At 72.3% G+C, this 17,248-nt stretch carries 17 protein-coding genes; 8 read left to right on the top strand and 9 right to left on the bottom strand.

Translation table 11 applies throughout. The features are described 5' to 3' along the window. Positions 1–9: 9 nt before the first annotated feature. The 7 genes from cysC (at position 10) to ACZ52R_RS21980 (ending at position 6,847) form a co-directional block, all read left to right on the top strand. The gene (cysC, locus tag ACZ52R_RS22010) at positions 10–591 is read left to right on the top strand and encodes an adenylyl-sulfate kinase (protein ID WP_465618785.1); all 582 of its coding nucleotides are present in this window, start codon (positions 10–12) and stop codon (positions 589–591) included. Next, on the top strand, positions 588–1,526 hold the full coding sequence (gene cysD, locus ACZ52R_RS22005; RefSeq protein WP_465618518.1) for a sulfate adenylyltransferase subunit CysD: 939 nt from the start codon (positions 588–590) through the stop codon (positions 1,524–1,526). The genes cysC and cysD overlap by 4 nt, the downstream gene beginning before the upstream one ends. Further along, complete coding sequence (locus ACZ52R_RS22000; protein ID WP_465618516.1) at positions 1,526–2,845, top strand: sulfate adenylyltransferase subunit 1; 1,320 nt, start codon at positions 1,526–1,528, stop codon at positions 2,843–2,845. The genes cysD and ACZ52R_RS22000 overlap by 1 nt, the downstream gene beginning before the upstream one ends. Positions 2,846–3,090: 245 nt before the next feature. Beyond that, the gene (locus tag ACZ52R_RS21995; protein WP_465618514.1) at positions 3,091–4,251 is read left to right on the top strand and encodes an ABC transporter substrate-binding protein; all 1,161 of its coding nucleotides are present in this window, start codon (positions 3,091–3,093) and stop codon (positions 4,249–4,251) included. A 140-nt stretch (positions 4,252–4,391) separates the two neighbouring features. Beyond that, positions 4,392–5,195 (top strand): ABC transporter ATP-binding protein, encoded by an 804-nt coding sequence (locus ACZ52R_RS21990; protein WP_465618512.1) that lies wholly within the window; start codon positions 4,392–4,394, stop codon positions 5,193–5,195. Further along, positions 5,182–6,108 (top strand): ABC transporter permease, encoded by a 927-nt coding sequence (locus ACZ52R_RS21985; protein ID WP_360499208.1) that lies wholly within the window; start codon positions 5,182–5,184, stop codon positions 6,106–6,108. The genes ACZ52R_RS21990 and ACZ52R_RS21985 overlap by 14 nt, the downstream gene beginning before the upstream one ends. A gap of 10 nt (positions 6,109–6,118) precedes the next feature. Beyond that, complete coding sequence (locus tag ACZ52R_RS21980) at positions 6,119–6,847, top strand: sirohydrochlorin chelatase (protein ID WP_465618508.1); 729 nt, start codon at positions 6,119–6,121, stop codon at positions 6,845–6,847. Positions 6,848–6,862: 15 nt separating this feature from the next. Here the strand turns inward: ACZ52R_RS21980 and ACZ52R_RS21975 are convergent, their stop codons facing one another. The 5 genes from ACZ52R_RS21975 to ACZ52R_RS21955 all read right to left on the bottom strand — a co-directional run bounded on the left by ACZ52R_RS21975 (position 6,863) and on the right by ACZ52R_RS21955 (position 9,969). After that, positions 6,863–7,273: a PIN domain-containing protein gene (locus tag ACZ52R_RS21975; RefSeq protein WP_465663858.1), complete on the bottom strand. Its 411-nt coding sequence runs from the start codon at positions 7,271–7,273 to the stop codon at positions 6,863–6,865. Further along, on the bottom strand, positions 7,270–7,491 hold the full coding sequence (locus ACZ52R_RS21970) for a type II toxin-antitoxin system VapB family antitoxin (protein WP_360499202.1): 222 nt from the start codon (positions 7,489–7,491) through the stop codon (positions 7,270–7,272). Before ACZ52R_RS21970 ends, ACZ52R_RS21975 begins: the two co-directional genes overlap by 4 nt. A 138-nt stretch (positions 7,492–7,629) precedes the next feature. Next, entirely contained in the window at positions 7,630–7,737 is a 108-nt protein-coding gene (locus tag ACZ52R_RS21965) for an RICIN domain-containing protein (protein ID WP_465663859.1), read from the bottom strand. 139 nt (positions 7,738–7,876) lie between these two features. Next, positions 7,877–8,644 carry a ricin-type beta-trefoil lectin domain protein gene (locus tag ACZ52R_RS21960; RefSeq protein ID WP_465663860.1) on the bottom strand — a complete coding sequence of 256 codons (768 nt, stop codon included), beginning with the start codon at positions 8,642–8,644 and terminating at the stop codon, positions 7,877–7,879. 293 nt (positions 8,645–8,937) lie between these two features. Further along, positions 8,938–9,969, bottom strand: a complete 1,032-nt coding sequence (locus ACZ52R_RS21955; protein ID WP_465753929.1) for a hypothetical protein — start codon at positions 9,967–9,969, stop codon at positions 8,938–8,940. Between the two features lie 111 nt (positions 9,970–10,080). Here ACZ52R_RS21955 and ACZ52R_RS21950 point away from each other — a divergent pair, with 111 nt between their 5' ends. Continuing rightward, positions 10,081–10,983, top strand: a complete 903-nt coding sequence (locus tag ACZ52R_RS21950) for a helix-turn-helix transcriptional regulator (protein WP_465618498.1) — start codon at positions 10,081–10,083, stop codon at positions 10,981–10,983. 55 nt (positions 10,984–11,038) lie between these two features. On the opposite strand, the gene ACZ52R_RS21945 is transcribed toward ACZ52R_RS21950, so the two are convergent. The 4 genes from ACZ52R_RS21945 to ACZ52R_RS21930 form a co-directional block, all read right to left on the bottom strand. Beyond that, entirely contained in the window at positions 11,039–11,806 is a 768-nt protein-coding gene (locus tag ACZ52R_RS21945) for a ricin-type beta-trefoil lectin domain protein (protein WP_465618496.1), read from the bottom strand. 348 nt (positions 11,807–12,154) lie between these two features. Then, positions 12,155–13,855 carry a DEAD/DEAH box helicase gene (locus tag ACZ52R_RS21940; protein WP_465618494.1) on the bottom strand — a complete coding sequence of 567 codons (1,701 nt, stop codon included), beginning with the start codon at positions 13,853–13,855 and terminating at the stop codon, positions 12,155–12,157. A 160-nt stretch (positions 13,856–14,015) separates the two neighbouring features. After that, positions 14,016–14,222 (bottom strand): cold-shock protein, encoded by a 207-nt coding sequence (locus tag ACZ52R_RS21935; RefSeq protein ID WP_380651267.1) that lies wholly within the window; start codon positions 14,220–14,222, stop codon positions 14,016–14,018. Between the two features lie 342 nt (positions 14,223–14,564). Then, positions 14,565–16,757 carry an MMPL family transporter gene (locus ACZ52R_RS21930; RefSeq protein WP_465663862.1) on the bottom strand — a complete coding sequence of 731 codons (2,193 nt, stop codon included), beginning with the start codon at positions 16,755–16,757 and terminating at the stop codon, positions 14,565–14,567. Positions 16,758–17,248 lie beyond the last annotated feature (491 nt).

Here is a 17,248-nt window from a genome sequence, read left to right as displayed (position 1 = left end):
GCTCACACCCTGGCCGCCGATGGAGCCGCAGAGGCGGCCCGCACGGCCGGCCCCTGCGAGCGCGGCGCCACCGTGTGGCTGACCGGGCTGCCGAGCGCCGGCAAGACCACGCTGGCCTTCGCGCTGGCCGAGCGGCTGCGCGCCGAGGGCCACCGGGTCGAGGTCCTGGACGGCGACGAGATCCGCGAGTTCCTCTCCAAGGGCCTCGGCTTCTCCCGCGAGGACCGGCACACCAACGTCACCCGGATCGGCTTCGTCGCCGAGAAGCTCGCCGCCAACGGCGTCAAGGTGCTCGCCCCGGTGATCGCCCCGTTCGCCGACTCCCGCACCGCCGTGCGCGAGCGGCACGCCGCGGCCGGCACCGAGTTCCTGGAGATCCACGTCGCGACCCCGGTCGAGCTGTGCGCCGAGCGCGACGTCAAGGGCCTGTACGCCAAGCAGGCGGCCGGCGAGATCTCCGGTCTCACCGGCGTGGACGACCCGTACGAGGCGCCGCAGGACCCGGAACTGCGGATCCAGACACAGGGCCGCGCGGTGGCCGACTCCGCCGCCGAACTGCACGCCTTCCTGACCGAGAGGGGTCTGGCATGACCACCGCGACCGACAGCCCGGTCTACACCGACGACAACCCGTTCGCGCTGTCCCACCTGGACGCGCTGGAGGCCGAGTCGGTGCACATCTTCCGCGAGGTCGCGGGGGAGTTCGAGCGCCCGGTGATCCTCTTCTCCGGCGGCAAGGACTCCATCCTCATGCTGCACCTGGCGCTCAAGGCCTTCGCGCCCGCGCCGGTGCCCTTCTCCCTCCTGCACGTCGACACCGGACACAACTTCCCCGAGGTCATCGCCTACCGCGACCGCGTCGTCGCGGAGCACAACCTGCGCCTGCACGTCGCCCACGTCCAGGACTTCATCGACGACGGCCGGCTGCGCGAGCGCCCGGACGGCACCCGCAACCCGCTGCAGACCGTGCCGCTGCTGGACGCCATCGAGAAGGGCCGCTTCGACGCGGTCTTCGGCGGCGGCCGCCGCGACGAGGAGAAGGCCCGCGCCAAGGAGCGCGTCTTCTCGCTGCGCGACGAGTTCGGCGCCTGGGACCCGCGCCGCCAGCGCCCCGAACTGTGGTCGCTCTACAACGGGCGGCACGCCGTCGGCGAGCACGTGCGGGTCTTCCCGCTGTCCAACTGGACCGAGCTGGACGTCTGGCAGTACATCGAGCGCGAGGGCATCGAGCTCCCGGAGATCTACTACGCGCACGAGCGGGACGTCTTCTCGCGCGGCGGCATGTGGCTGACCGCCGGCGAGTGGGGCGGCCCCAAGGACAGCGAGCCCGTCCAGCGGCGGCTGATCCGCTACCGCACCGTCGGCGACATGTCCTGCACCGGCGCCGTCGACTCCGACGCCACCACCATCCAGGCCGTGATCGCCGAGATCGCCGCCAGCCGCCTCACCGAGCGCGGCGCCACCCGCGCCGACGACAAGCTGTCCGAGGCCGCGATGGAAGACCGCAAGCGCGAGGGGTACTTCTAATGAGCACGACCATCGAGAACACCGCCACCTCCCTGCTGCGCTTCGCCACCGCCGGCTCCGTCGACGACGGCAAGTCCACCCTGGTCGGCCGCCTGCTGCACGACTCCAAGTCGGTGCTCGCCGACCAGCTGGAGGCAGTCGAGCACGCCTCCCGCAACCGCGGCCAGGAGGCGCCCGACCTCGCGCTGCTCACCGACGGCCTGCGCGCCGAGCGCGAGCAGGGCATCACCATCGACGTCGCCTACCGCTACTTCGCCACCCCCCGGCGGCGGTTCATCCTCGCCGACACCCCCGGGCACGTGCAGTACACCCGCAACATGGTGACCGGCGCCTCCACCGCCGAACTCGCCGTCGTCCTGGTCGACGCCCGCAACGGCGTGGTCGAGCAGACCCGCCGGCACGCCGCCGTCGCCGCGCTGCTGCGGGTGCCGCACGTCGTGCTCGCCGTCAACAAGATGGACCTCGTCGACTACGCCGAGCCCGTGTTCGCCGCCATCGCCGCCGAGTTCACCGCCTACGCCGCCTCGCTCGGCGTGGGCGACGTGCTCGCCGTCCCGATCTCCGCCCTCGCCGGGGACAACGTCGTCGAGCCCTCCGCGCACATGGACTGGTACGGCGGCCCGACCCTGCTCGAACACCTGGAGACGGTGCCGGTCGGCAGCGACCCGAGCGCCGAACCGGCCCGCTTCCCCGTCCAGTACGTGATCCGCCCGCAGACCGAGGAACACCCCGACTACCGCGGCTACGCCGGCCAGCTGGCCTCCGGCGTGCTGCGCGTCGGCGACCCGGTCACCGTCCTGCCGTCGGGCCTCACCAGCACCGTCGCCGGGATCGACGCGCTCGGCCGCCGGACGGACATCGCCTGGGCCCCGCAGTCCGTCACCGTCCGGCTCGCCGACGACCTCGACATCTCCCGCGGCGACCTCATCGCGGCCGGGGCAACGGCCGTCCCCACCAAGGACATCGAGGCCACCGTCAGCCACCTCAACGAGCGCCCGCTGCGCGCCGGGGACAAGGTGCTGCTCAAGCACACCACCCGCACCGTGCGCGCGCTCGTCAAGGAGATCTCCTACCGGATCGACATCGACACCCTCGAACAGCGCTCCGGCGACGAGGGGTTGAACGTCAACGACATCGGCCACGTGAAGCTGCGCACCGCCGAGCCGCTGGCCCTGGACAGCTACTCGGACAACCGTCGCACCGGCTCGTTCCTGCTGATCGACCCGGCCGACGGCACCACCCTCACCGCCGGCATGGTGGGCGAGGCCTTCGAGACCGTACGCACCACCGACGTACCCGACGAGGAGGACTGGGTCTGATGCCCAGCGAGGCGTTCTCGGGCATGGACAAGGAAGGCGGCCGCATCGGCAGCGGCGCCCTCGGCAGCGGCCAGGGCGGCCTGACCCGATGTGCGGGCCGACAGGGCTGAGAACGCCCTGTCACCGGGCTGTCTTCCCCCACAGCCGCCCGGCTTGCCCCGGCACTTGGCTGCCGCGCGCACCACCTTCCGAACCATCCGCCCGAGACCGCTTCCTGACGGTCCGTCCGCGAACAGGACTCCACCATGGCACCGAACCCGGCACCCTCGCATACCCGCACCCGCCCCAACGCCGGCCGGATCAGACGTACCGCCGCGGCCGCCACGGCCGGCCTGGCCGCCGTGGCGCTGCTGTCGGCCTGCGGCTACGGCTCCAAGGCCGACGACAAGTCCTCCGACACCAAGGCCGGCGCCGCCACCGCCGCGGATTCCGGCGCGAAGCTCTCCGCCGACTCCGTGAAGATCGGCTACTTCGCCAACCTGACCCACGGCACCCCGCTGGTCGGCCTCCAGGAGGGCCTCTTCCAGAAGGAGTTGGGCGCCACCCAGGTGAAGACCCAGGTCTTCAACGCGGGCCCGGCCGAGATCGAGGCGCTCAACGCCGGCTCGATCGACATCGGCTGGATCGGCCCCTCCCCGGCGATCAACGGCTACACCAAGTCCGACGGCAAGTCGCTGAAGATCATCAGCGGTTCGGCCTCCGGCGGGGTCAAGCTGGTGGTCAACCCGGACAAGATCTCCTCCCTCGACGACCTCAAGGGCAAGAAGATCGCCACCCCGCAGCTGGGCAACACCCAGGACGTGGCACTGCTCAACTACCTCGCGGGCAAGGGCTACAAGGTCGACGCGGCCTCCGGCGCGGGCGACGTCTCGGTGGTGCGCACCGACAACAAGGTCACCCCCGACGCCTACAAGTCCGGCTCCATCGACGGCGCCTGGGTGCCCGAGCCGACCGCCTCCAAGCTGGTCACGCTCGGCGCGAAGGTCCTGCTCAACGAGAAGGACGTCTGGCCGGACAAGAAGTTCGTGATCACCAACATCATCGTCTCGCAGAAGTTCCTCAAGGAGCACCCGGACGTGGTGGAGGCCGTGCTGCGCGGCTCGGTGAAGACCAACGCCTTCATCAAGGCCGACCCCGACAAGGCCAAGGCCGACGCCAACGCGGCGATCAAGAAGGAGGTCGGGACCGCCCTGGAGCCCGCCGTCCTCGACCCGGCCTGGGCCGACATCGACTTCCTGGACGACCCGCTGGCGAACACCCTGCAGGCCGAGGCCGACCACGCCGTCACCGCCGGGCTCCTCAAGAAGCCCAGCCTGAACGGCATCTACGACCTCACCCTGCTGAACAAGGTCCTCGCCGCCCAGGGCCAGGCCGCCGTGGCGGACGCCGGGCTCGGCGCCAAGTAGCGCCACCGCCCCTCCAGTTCCGCGGTCCGGCCCCCGCCCGCCCGGTCGATCCCCGATCGATGCCCACCGGGACGGGCGGGGCCCGGGCCCCGGCCCCGACCCGCAGCCCCCGCAGACCACTCACGCAGGAGGTGCCCAGGATGACACTGGCACTGACCACCTCGGCGGACGCCCCCGGCGCCGACGCCCTCGGCGGCGCGCCCGCCGTCCGGATCTCGCACGTGCACAAGTCCTTCGGCCGCCCCGGCGCGCAGACCCACGTCCTGGACGACATCACCCTCGACGTCGCGCCCGGCGAGTTCGTCACCCTGCTCGGCGCCTCGGGCTGCGGCAAGTCCACCCTGCTCAACCTGGTCGCCGGCCTCGACAAGCCCACCGCCGGCAGCATCGAGGTGCCCGGCGGCCGCCCCGCCCTGATGTTCCAGGAACACGCGCTGTTCCCCTGGCTCACCGCCGGGAAGAACATCGAGCTCGCCCTCAAGCTGGCCGGCCTGCCCCGTCCCGAGCGCCGCGCCGAGGCCGAGCGGCTGCTCGAACTCGTCCGCCTGAAGGGCTCGTACGGCAAGCGGGTGCACGAGCTGTCCGGCGGCATGCGCCAGCGCGTGGCGATGGCCCGGGCACTCGCCCAGGGCAGCAAGGTCCTGCTGATGGACGAGCCGTTCGCCGCGCTCGACGCCATCACACGGGACGTGCTGCACGACGAGATCACCCGGATCTGGGCCGAGCGGCAGCTGTCCGTCCTCTTCGTCACCCACAACGTGCGCGAGGCGGTGCGCCTGGCCCAGCGGGTCGTGCTGCTCTCCTCCCGCCCCGGCCGGGTCGCCCGCGAATGGCGGATCGACCTGCCGCAGCCGCGCCGCATCGAGTCCGCGGGCGTCGCCGACCTGTCCATCGAGATCACCGAAGAACTGCGTGGGGAGATCCGTCGCCATGGCCAGCACTGACACCACCCCCGTCCTGGACAAGACCGCCACGGTCGACGCGGCCGAGAAGGGCGCCACCGACACCGCCGGCGTCGGCGCGGGCCTGGACGCCCTCGACACCGTCACGGCGCAGCGCGGCTCGCTCGGCGAGGCCCTGCGGACCAAGGCGCTGCCGCCGCTGATCGGCGTGCTCGTGGTGATCGCCCTGTGGCAGGGGGCGTACAGCCTGCACGTCACCTCCTCGTACAAGCTGCCCAGCCCGGCGGACGTGTGGCACTCCGCGCAGGACCTCTGGTACCAGGGCACGCTGTTCTCGATCATCTGGACCAGCGTCTGGCGCGGCCTGTCCGGCTTCCTGCTCGCCGTGGTGATCGGCACCCCGATCGGACTGGTCGTCGCCCGGGTCAGGCCGGTGCGCACCGCGATCGGGCCGGTCCTGCAGGGCCTGCAGTCGCTGCCCTCGGTCGCCTGGGTGCCGGCCGCCGTCATCTGGCTCGGCATCAACGACTCGATGATGTACGCGGTGATCCTTCTGGGCGCCGTCCCGTCGATCGCCAACGGGCTGGTGGCCGGCATCGACCAGGTGCCGCCGCTGTTCCTGCGGGCCGGGCGCACCATCGGCGCCACCGGCCTGGCGGGCGCCCGGCACGTGCTGATCCCGGCCGCGCTGCCCGGCTACCTGGCCGGGCTCAAGCAGGGCTGGGCGTTCTCCTGGCGCTCGCTGATGGCCGCCGAACTGGTCGCCTCCTCCCCCGACCTGGGCCGGGGCCTGGGCCGGTTCCTGGAGGACCAGCGCGAGTTCTCCGACATGTCCGGGGTCCTGCTCGGCATCATCCTGATCCTGTTCGTCGGCATCGCCATCGAGCTGCTGGTGTTCACCCCGGTCGAGCGCCGGGTGCTGCGCAACCGCGGCCTGCTGGCCGGCGGCAAGTGAGGCCCCGCTGATGCCCGCCCTCCTCCTCATCGCCCACGGCAGCCGCGACCCGCGCCACGCCGCGACCGTGGCCGCGCTCGTCGAGGAGGTGCGGGACCGGCGGCCCGGCGTCGAGGTCGCCACCGCGTACCTGGACCACTGCGCGCCGCGGATCCCGCAGGTGGTGGGACGGCTGGCGGACGCGGTGGCCGTCCCGCTGCTGCTCAACCGGGCGTTCCACGCCAAGCACGACATCCCCGCCGCCCTGCGCGCCGCCGGCTCCCGGCTGCCGGTCGCGGACGTGCTCGGCCCCTCCCCACTGCTGCTCGCCGCCCTGGACCGCCGCCTCGCCGAGGCCGGGGTCGACGTGCGCTCGGCCGCCGTCCGCGCCCGTACGGGTGTCGTGCTCGCCGCCGCGGGCTCCTCCGACCCGGCGGCCGACGCCGCGACCCGCGCGGTCGCCGCCGAGTGGCGGCGCACCCGCGGCTGGGCCGCCGTCGAGGTCGCCTACGCCTCCGCCGCCGGCCCCCGCGTCCCCGACGCCCTCGCCGCCCTCCGGGCCGCGGGCGCCGAGCACACCGCCGTCGCCCCCTACCTGCTGGCCCCCGGCCTCCTGCCCGACCGCATCGCGGCGGCATCGGAAGGGGCGGACGTGCTGGCCGACGTCCTCGGCCCCGCCCCCGAGCTGGCGGCCCTGCTCCTGGAGCGCTACGACGAGGCGAGCCGCACAACCTCGGCCGTCCCGGCGCTCACCGCCTGAGCGGGGAGCCCTCCCTCACGTGTGGTCCAGGATGCTGTGCTCGCTGAGGTCGGACGCGAACCGCGCCACGGTGCGGTAGTCCGCATCATCGTGGAGGAGCGTGAGTCGGTGGTGCGCGGCCGTCGCCGCGATCATGAGGTCCACCGCAGATGCACTGCGGTGCTGTCCGGCGAGTGCCATCCGTCGTTGCGCCGTGTCGATCCAGCGCCCCGCGCCCTTCGGCACCGAGACGTCCGGGTACAGCTCGGCGAACATCTCGGAGATCTCGTCGTACTCCCGACCGTCACGCGCGGTGTACAGGAACTCGGCACGCTGCGGATAGCACGACGCGATCGACCCCGCGTCGATCGCGTCGTACCAAGCGGCCTGGAGGCTCGGATCACGGAGCAGCCGGACCAGCCCGGAGGTGTCGAGCAGGTAGATCACCGGGCGTCCTTCTCGGCCTGGTGCAGCCGCTCGGCGCGATCGACGGCCTCCCAGTTCCGAGCCCGCTCGAAGTGCCTGCCGATGCGGGCCGCCCGTTCCTGACGCTCGGCGTAGTAGCGCAGCGCGAGATTGACGGCTTCCTTCTTCGTCCGCACTCCGGCGAGTGCCATCGCCCGCTCCAACGCCTCTTCATCGATGTCGATCTGGGTCACGGACATTCGGCGCCTCCGTCGATCGATGTTGGTGATGTCCATGGAATTGTACTCCGCCAACATCACACTGGGCGAGGACCAGAACCAGGCCGGACCGACGGCGCGCGCGGCCGGTGGCCGCGCGCGCCGTGGGGGTGGTGCGGGTCAGGCCGGGAGGTTCCACTTCTCGTTGGCGGCGCCGTTGCAGTCCCAGATCTGGACGGGCGTGCCGTTGGCGTTGCTGCCGCCGCGCGCGTCCACGCACTTGTTCACGCACCCGCTGATCCGACCGACCGGGCCCGCCAGGACGGGCGAGCCGGTCACGATCCAGCCGCGAACAGGGCGGCGGTGCGACGCACGGCGGGGCTCCTCGGGGGTGAGGGTGATCCGGTCGACGGTCCGGCCGCGGGCATCAGACGGGCAGGTGCCAGATCTGGTTGGCGGCGGTGGCGCCGAAGCAGTCCCAGATCTGCAGGACCGCGCCGTTGGCGCTGGAGACGCCCCGGACGTCCAGGCAGCGGCCGGACTGCGGGTTGACCAGCGCGCCGTCGGCCCGCGGGCGCCACTGCTGGGCGCCACTGCCGTTGCACTCCCAGGTCCGCACCAGGGTGCCGTTGCCGGTGCGCCCGCCCTCGACGTCCAGGCAGTTGCCGACGGCCCGGACGGTGCCGTCGGCGCCGACCTTCCAGGTCTGGTTCACGTTGCCCAGGCAGTCCCAGATCTGGGTCTGGGTCCCGTTGGCGTTGCTGCCGCCGCGCACGTCCAGGCACTTGCCCGCGATGCCGGTGATCTGGCCGACCGGGCCCGCCGGGACCGCCGGACCGAAGGAGACGCCGCCCCAGCCCCCCGTGGCCATACCGGAGCACCCCGCGGTGGCGGTGGTGTTGCCGGTGACCCAGCCGCTCATCCCGTACGAGTAGGTGGGAAACCCGTTGCTGTCGGGGAGGCCCTGGCAGGTGATCCCGACCATCCAGGTCTGCTGCGGGTCGAGGCCCGTGCAGGTGCCGGAGAGGCCCCAGCCGGTGCCGCTGACGGTGCAGCTCCCGACACCGCCCGGGCCCGGGGTGGTGTCGCCCGACGCGTTACGGGTGGTGCTCTCGGCGGCACCGGCGGCGGGCGCGGTGACCGCGGCGGCTCCGGCGAGCAGGGCGGTGGCGAACAGGGCGGCGGTACGACGCACGGGGGGAGTCCTTCCGGAGAGGGTGAACCGACCGGCCCGCATGTGAAGTATTCGCGGTGAAGATGCGATCTTTGTGCGGGCCGCGCGAAAGCCTCGGGCACGCCATGTTCACGGTCAACGGGTAAGGCCAAGATCACGCCACAGATTCGCACACGCACGGAGCTTGTACGACACGGCGCGGGAACGGCCCCGGCAGGCCGCGCGCCCGGCCGATCCGGCCGGATCGCGTACGGCCCGGCCCCCGGGTGAGCGGGAGCCGGGCCGTAGGCGATCCGGGGTCGGGCGGCGCCGGGTCAGATCCGGCGCAGGGTGAAAGCGTCCGTCGGGTGGCCCGCGATGGCGTCGCCGAGGCCGGCGGAGAGCTGGTAGACGCGGCCCGCCGGGCCGGCGATGAGCGCGGTGGGGGTGGCGTCCACGGAGGGGCGGACGGCGGTGAGGCGGGCGGTGCGCCAGTGGTCGTCGGAGCGCAGTTCGACCTCGGCGTCGCGGCCGGCCCCCAGGAGGGCGTTGGTGACGCCCGCGACGGAACCGTCCGGGCGGCCGAGCAGGCCGTCCAGGTGGAGCAGGGACGCGGCCCCGGCGTCCACCTCGACCTGCCGCACGGCGGCCGGGTTCCACAGCGGGACCTGCCACAGCGTGCCGTCGTCCCACTTGCCGATGATCAGCCGGCCCTCGCGCAGGACGATGCCGTTGAGGCCGTACGAACCCGGGGCGGGGGTCAGCCGCGGGTCCCGCAGCAGGACGGAGGCGGTGCCGTCCGGCGCCACCCGGTAGACGACGGGGGCGAAGGAGTCGGTGACGTAGGCGGTGCCGTCGGGGCCGACCGCGATGTCGTTGGCCAGGTGGTTGCCGCCGTCGGCGGCGACGGCGGCGAGGTCGGTGTAGAAGAGGCGGCGGCCGGTGTCCAGGTCGTAGGCGCCGATCCCGGCGATCTTCCCGAGGGTCGCGGGGCTGCTGTGCTCGCCGACGCCGTTGTCGAGGTCGGTGACCAGGACGCGGCGATGGACGGGGTCGACCCGCAGGCCGGCGACCTCGGTCAGCGCGGGGTCCTGCACGAGGGTGCGCACGCTCCCGTCGGTGCCGACGGCGGAGACGGTGCCGTGCCGCAGCGAGCCGAGCAGGAAGCGGTAGTGGGAGGCGTCCCAGGCGCCCGCCTCGGGCACCACGGTGGGCGCGTGGCCGGTGATCACGGCCGGGGCCGGGCAGTTGGCGGGCGACGCGGCGGCGGGCGAGGCCGCGGGCAGTGCGCCGGCGGCGCCCAGCAGGGTGGTCAATGCGGCCGCGACCAGGGTGCGGCGGAGAGTACGGTGCTGACGGTTGCTCATCGGAATTCCCTTGCGTGCGATCCGTTGACGTGATCAAGCTTCGCGTGAACGGGCGGTCCGCAGCAGTGCGTGGGAATACTGGTAGTTCGACTACCAGGGAGGACGGGGGAGATGGTCGAGGTGGAGGACGCCCAGGAGCGCCGTACGGCGCTGTCGAGTTTCCTGCGCAGCCGCCGGGCGCGGCTGACGCCGCAGGACGTGGGGCTGGCGCCGGGGGTGCGGCGGCGCACACCGGGGCTGCGGCGGGAGGAGCTGGCGCTGCTCGCCGGGGTGGGGGTGACCTGGTACACGTGGCTGGAGCAGGGGCGGGACATCCATCCGTCCCCGGAGGTGCTGGCGAGCCTGGCCCGGACGCTGCGGCTGGACCGGGCGGAGACGGCGTACCTGTTCCGGCTGTCCGGCAGTCACCCGCAGGACGGGGAGGTGGCCGCGCCGGGGGACGTCCCGGTCCCGCTGCTGCGGCTGATGCACGCGCAGTGGCCGGCGCCGTCCTTCGTGATGGACGCCAACTGGGACATCCGGGCCTGGAATCCGGGCGCGGACGCGCTGTTCGGCCTGACCGGCCGGCCGCCGCAGGAGTGCAACCTGGCCTGGGTGGTGTTCGGCAACCCCGTGCACCGGGCCCGGGTCGAGCACTGGGAGGAGCATGCCCGCAGTTTCCTGGCGCAGCTGCGTTCCGCCTATGCCGAGCGCGGTGGCGAGACGACGGCCGTGGGGCGCCATCTGGCCCGGATGATCCAGCAGATGCGCGGCGAGTACGCGGAGGCGGACCGTTGGCTGGACGAGCACCAGGTCGCCGAGCGTTCCGGCTCCGAGAAGGTCCTCCGGCACGAGGCGGTGGGCCTGCTGCGGATCGACCAGCATGTGCTGCTGGCCGCCGAGGGCCTGCAGCTGATCGTGATGGCCCCGCGTGACGCCGAGACGGAGGAGCGGCTGCGCGCCCTCGCCCCGGCCCCGGCCCTGGCCCCGGCCCTGGCCCTGACTCCGGCGGCGGCGGCGGTGGCAGCGGTGTGACGCGGAACGGTCCGCCGCCCCCGTGTGGCGCGGGGCGGCGGACCGGGAGCGGCGGTCAGGCCGGGAGGTTCCACTTCTGGTTGGCGGCGCCGTTGCAGTCCCAGATGCCGAGCTGGTTGCCGTTGGTGGTGGAGAAGCCGAGGTCGTCCAGGCAGCGGCCGGACTGCGGGTTGAGTAGCGAGCCATCCGGACGGACCTGCCACTGCTGGGCGCCGGTGCCGTTGCAGTCGTAGATCTGCACCAGGGTGGCGTTGCCGGTGTTTCCGCCCTGGACGTCCAGGCACCTGCCGAGGGCGCGGATGGTGCCGTCGGTGCCGACCCTCCAGGTCTGGTTGGCGGCGCCGGTGCAGTCCCAGATCTGGACGGGCGTGCTGTTCGCGTTGCTGCCGCCGCGCACGTCCGCGCACTTGTTCACGTAGCCGCTGATCTGACCGACCGGGCCCGCCGGCACCGGGGAGCCGTACACGATCCAGCCGGAGGTCGGCATCGCCGGGAAGAAGCACCCCGCGGTGGCGGTGACGTTGCCGGTGGCCCAGCCGCTGGACGTCCCCGAGAAGACGGGGAAGCCGTTGCTGCCGATGCTCTGGCAGGTGCCCGCGACGCGCCAGGTCTGCTGCGGGTCGATGCCCGTGCACGTACCGACGAAGCCGTAGCCGTTGCGGCCGACGGTACAGCTTCCGGCGGTCAGGGCATTGGTGGTCGGCGCGGCGGACGCGGACGGCGCGTTCCGGGTGGTGCTCTCGGCGGCGTCGGCGGCGGGCGCGGTGAGCGCGGCGGCCCCGGCGAGCAGGGCGGCGGTCAGAAGTGCGGAGGTTCGGCGCATCGGTACGGTCGTCCTTCCGGTTGGCGGATCACGTCGACTCACCCTCGGCCGCACCGTGTTGACGGTGTGGCAGATGTGTGGGCCGGGTGAGAGCTTCGGGGCCTCGTGATCGACCGTCAACCGGCAGTAAGGCGGAAGCTGCCGGTGCGATCGGGGCTGACCAGCACCGTTGCCCCGGGCGGCAGTTTCACCGCGAGCGGGCAGTTTCACCACACGCGGGCAGCGGTGCCGCGGCCGCCTGGGTGCGGACAGGCGCTGTCGCGGCCGTCGGCCCCGGAACGCGGAACGGGCCCCGCGCCCCCCACGACAGGGGAGGCACGGGGCCCGTTCGGCGGGCTCGGACGGTCGTCAGTCCGTCTTGCGACGCTGGCGCCCGGTCCCGTAGTTGGAGCCGGACTTGGTGCCGCTGCCCGGCTTGGCGCGACCGGAGGAGCGGCCGATGAAGCCGGCCGCCTGGGGGCGGTCGCCCTGGGCGGCGGCGGCGCCCATCCGCTGCTTGGGGCGGGGGCGGCGCGGGTTGCCGTTCATGTCGACGTCGGCGGGCAGCCCGGAGCGCTTGCCGGAGCGGCGGCGCGGGGACCCGTTCTTGGACCCGGCGCGCTTCTCGTCCGCCGAACCCGCCGAGTCGGCCGGGGCCCCCGTGGCAGCCTGGGCCACCGGCACCGCCAGGGTGACCGGGACGCCGCTCGGCGTGCGGGCGCCGGTGATCCGGGCCAGGTCGGCGTCGCCGGGGCGGATCTTGGTGACGGTCGGGCGGATGCCGGCCACCGTCATCAGCCGGTTGACCTCGCGGCGCTGCTCGGGCAGCACGAGGGTGACGACCGTGCCGGACTCGCCGGCCCGGGCGGTGCGGCCGCCGCGGTGCAGGTAGTCCTTGTGGTCGATCGGCGGGTCGATGTTGACGACCAGGTCCAGGCCGTCGATGTGGATGCCGCGCGCGGCGACGTTGGTGGCGATCAGCGCGGTGACGTGGCCCTCGCGGAACTGGTCGAGCACCCGGTTGCGCTGCGGCTGGGACTTGCCGCCGTGCAGGGCGGCGGCCTTCACGCCGTTGGCGAGCAGCTGCTTGGCGAGCCGGTCGGCGCCGTGCTTGGTGTGCACGAACATGATCACGCGGCCCTCGCGGGAGGCGATGTGCGCGGTGGCGGAGGCCTTGTCGGTCGGCTCGAGCTGCAGGACGTGGTGGTCCATGGTGGTGACCGCGCCGGCCGACGGGTCGACCGAGTGGGTCACCGGGTCGGTCAGGAAGCGCTTGACCAGCCGGTCGACATTGCGGTCCAGGGTGGCGGAGAACAGCATCCGCTGCCCGCCCTCGGCGACCTGCTCCAGCAGCTTGCTGACCTGCGGCAGGAAGCCCATGTCGGCCATCTGGTCGGCCTCGTCCAGGACAGTGATCGCCACGTCGGAGAGGTTGACGTCGCCGCGCCCGATCAGGTCGTCCAGCCGGCCCGGGGTGGCGACCAGGACCTCGGTGCCACGGCGCACCGCGTTGGCCTGCCGGTTGATCGACATGCCGCCGACGACGGTGGTGATCCGCAGGTTGACGGCGGTGGCGTACGGGGTGAGCGCCTCGGTGACCTGCTGGGCCAGCTCGCGGGTGGGCACCAGGACGAGGGCCAGCGGGTACCGGGCGTCGGCGCGGCGCCCGGCGGTACGGGCGAGCAGCGACAGGCCGAAGGCCAGGGTCTTGCCGGAGCCGGTGCGGCCGCGGCCGAGCACGTCGCGTCCGGCGATCGAGTCGGGCAGCGTGGCGCCCTGGATCGGGAACGGCTCGGTGACGCCCTGGCGGGCGAGCGTGGAGAGGATCGCCTTGGGCAGCTCGAGCTCGGCGAAGGTGGCGGCCGGGGGGCGGGCCGGGGTGCCCTGGACCACGGTGAAGTCGGCGGCCTCGGGCGCGACGGCGCGGGTCTGCTTGGGGGCACCGGTCTGCTTGGGGGCACCGGTGCGGCCGCGCGGCTTGCGCAGGCGGTCGCCGCCGCCGGCGTTGCGGCGGGACTGGTCGGTGGTGCGGGGGCCGCGGTCGCGCGGCGGGCGGGCAGGGGTGGTCATGGGATCTCCGATCCGTCGGTCTGAAGCCCGCGGTGTGCGGACTGGTCGGCCGTCGGAAGGGAGTGCGCCGCCCCGGCCGTACGGCGGCATGAACGGGGGCCCGCACCATGCGGTGCGGGCCCCAGCTTCGCGATGATCGCGAGTCAGCGTGGAGCTGACGTCAGCCGATGATCTGGATGTTCTCGGCCTGCGGGCCCTTCTGGCCCTGCGTGACGTCGAACTCGACCTTCTGGCCCTCGAACAGCTCACGGAAGCCCTGAGCCGAGATGTTCGAGTAGTGGGCGAACACGTCAGCGCCGCCACCATCCTGCTCGATGAAGCCGAAGCCCTTTTCGCTGTTGAACCACTTCACGGTGCCGGTAGCCATAACCGTCTCCTCATACTGGGGCATCAGGAATCCACACCTCGTGAATCCCCAAGTAGCCGCGATCCCCATCCGGAGACTGAAACACCGGACAAAACAAATGCGCCTGTTGGTTGGTACCAGCAGGCGCACATACACGTTCATGGGAACCAAAACTGCAACTGACTCGACTGTAGCACGGCGCCACCCAGAGCGACCGGGGATTTTCCGCTGAACAGATCACGTTTGGCGCCCCCGGCGAACGGGCAGGCGGCGCCCCGCCGAAGCGGGGCGCCGCCGGTGGATCGGCCCGGGGCCGGTCCCGGGGAGGAACCGGTCCCAGGCCGATCCTGGGTCAGCCCGAGGTCAGTGCCGGCCGGCCGGCTCCGGCACGCCGTGCGTGCCCGCCAGCGGGGCCGGACCGTCGCCGTGACCGTGGTCGGGGCTGTCGGCGTGGCCGGGCCACCAGGCGCGGTGGCCGAGCAGCGCGGTGAGCGCCGGAGTGAAGAACATCGCCATCACGAAGGCCGCCAGCACGATGCCGAAGGCCAGCGAGAAGCCGAGCTCCATGAAGAGCACGTTGCCCGCGAGCATGAAGGTCGCGAACGACGCCGCCAGGATGAAGCCGGCCGCCGCGACGGTCGGGCCGCCGTGCTTGACGGCTTCGCGGGCCGCGTCGCGCGGGTTGCGGCCCTCGCGGGCCTCCTCGCGGAGGCGGGCGATGATCAGGATGTTGTAGTCGGTGCCGATCGCCACCACGAAGAGGTAGATGAAGATCGGCAGCATGAACATCAGGCCCTGCTCGCCCTTGATGTTCTGGAACACCAGGGTGGTGGCACCGAGGGTGCCGCCGAAGCCGAGGCCGACCGAGGCCATCAGGTACCACGGCGCAACCACGCTGCGCAGCTGCAGGCCCAGGATGATCATGATGAGCAAGGCCGCGATCGGGAAGACCAGCGTGTAGTCGTGCACCATCGCGGTGTTGATGTCCTTGTACACCGAGGTGATGCCGCCGACCAGGGCCTTGCTGTCCGCCGGGGCCGAGGCGTGGGCGGTGTCGCGGACCTTCTCGATGGCGTCGATGGCCTTGTTGGAGGCCGGGGCGTCGTTGAGCATCACCGTGAAGTCGGCGGTGCCGCCGTCGGCGCTGATCCCCTTCTGGGCGACCGGCGTGGTGACCGAGGCCACCCCGGAGACGCCCTGGAGCTTGCCGGCGAAGTCCGTGATCGCCGAGTCGCTGAGCTTGGCGCCGTTGGTGCTGGTCAGGTAGACGTGGCTCGGGTCGGCGGCGCCGGCCGAGAACGCGGTCATCAGCTTGTCCTGGACGACCATCGACTCCTTGCCCTTGGGCATGGAGCTGCCCGCCAGGTCGTAGGTGCCGTTGTAGTTGATGCCGGTCAGGGTCAGCAGCACCAGGACGCCGCCGGAGACCAGGGCGACCAGGCCGGGCTTCTTGCCGGTCATCCGGCCGAGCGCGGCGAAGCGGGCGTTCTTCGGCTCCTGCATCCACTTCTTGCCGGGCCAGAACACGGCCTTGGACGGGAGGACGGCGAGCACGGCGGGGGCCAGGGTCAGCGAGACCAGGGCGGTCGCGATGACCGCGATGGCCAGTGCCGGGCCGAGCGCGGTGAACATGCCCAGGCTGGACAGGATCAGCACGGCGAAGGCGACGGCGACGGCACCGGCGGCGGAGGCGATCGCCTCGCCGACCCGGCCGACGGCGTTGGCCACGGCCGTCTTGCGGTCCTCGCCCAGGCGCAGCCGCTCGCGGTAGCGGAAGGCCAGGAAGAGGAAGTAGTCCGTGCCGACGCCGAGGACCACGATGATCAGGATCGCGGAGGTCATCGGGGAGGACTTGAGGTCGAACATCTTGATCGCGTCGGCGATCAGGCCGTTGGCCACCGGCATCGCGATGACCAGCGAGAGGAGGACCGGCAGGAGGCCGGCCAGGATGCTGCGGAAGATGATGCCGACGATCAGGATGACGAGCAGCAGGCTGCCGAGCATCACGATGGCGTCGGTGGAACCGGAGGCGTCCTTCTGGTCCAGGCTGCTGGCGGCCTGGCCGCCGACCTGGAACTTCAGTCCGGAGCCGTCGGCGAGCTTGGCGCCCTCCTCACGCAGCTTCTTGGCCGCGTCGGGGAACTCGTCGGTCTGCATCTTGGTCTTGTCGATGGCGACCATGGACAGCGCGTACTTGCCGTCCTTGGACTTCGAGGTCTTGGGGTCGACCGGGATGATCTTCTCGACGGCGGGGATGTTCGCCGCGGTCAGACCGTTGACGACCTTGTCCATCGAGGCCTGGTCGGCGTCGTTCAGCGCCTGGCCGTCGTTGCGCTCGAAGAGCAGAAGCGCGGCGGGGGTGAAGCTGGACGGGAAGGCCTGCTCCTGGAGCTGCGCCGCCTGGATCGACTCGTAGTGCTTGGGCAGGAACGCGGACTCGTCCGTCTGGGAGGTGACCTTCGGGGCCGACGCGACGATGGCGAGCATCGCGACGACCCAGGCGAGGATCACCCACCACGCACGGCGAACGACGAAGTGTCCTAGTCGGTGGAACATGCTCGTGATGCCTCCTGGGCATGGTTCACCGCCGGCCCTTGGGGGACGGGACGCTGGGCGACGGCAGGACCGGCCCAGGCATGCACGGGAGGCACACCCTTGCCGGTCGGCAGGTAAGTAGGTTTGGGGCATCATCTTACGAGCACTTGCTTGCCGCCCGGCAAGGAGCCCCCGTATTCCAACCCCCGTTGCGGGACCGCCCCGAACGGCCCCGACCCAGTTTCTCCCGAACGCAAGCCCGTTGACCTCGTGCTCCGGGTGGAGTCGCCTCCCCCTCAGGGTGGAGTTGTGCCCCCTACCCCTGAGGAGGAGTTCTCGGGGTCGGGAGGTAGGGAAAACCCCACCCCGGCCCCGAGGCAAGCCCCAGGGAAGGGTCACCCGCCAGCCGGATTACCGACCAACCCCCGCTTCCCTACTGTCTGTTGGGACGCCGGATCCGCACCCGGCAGACAGCCGGCGGGCAACCGGCGCGGCACCGGCGACCACCGCCG

The sequence above is a fragment of the Kitasatospora sp. NPDC034023 genome (genome assembly GCF_055575795.1).
The sequence above is the reverse complement of the archived record's forward strand: the minus strand, read 5'-3'. Positions and strand labels throughout refer to the sequence as shown.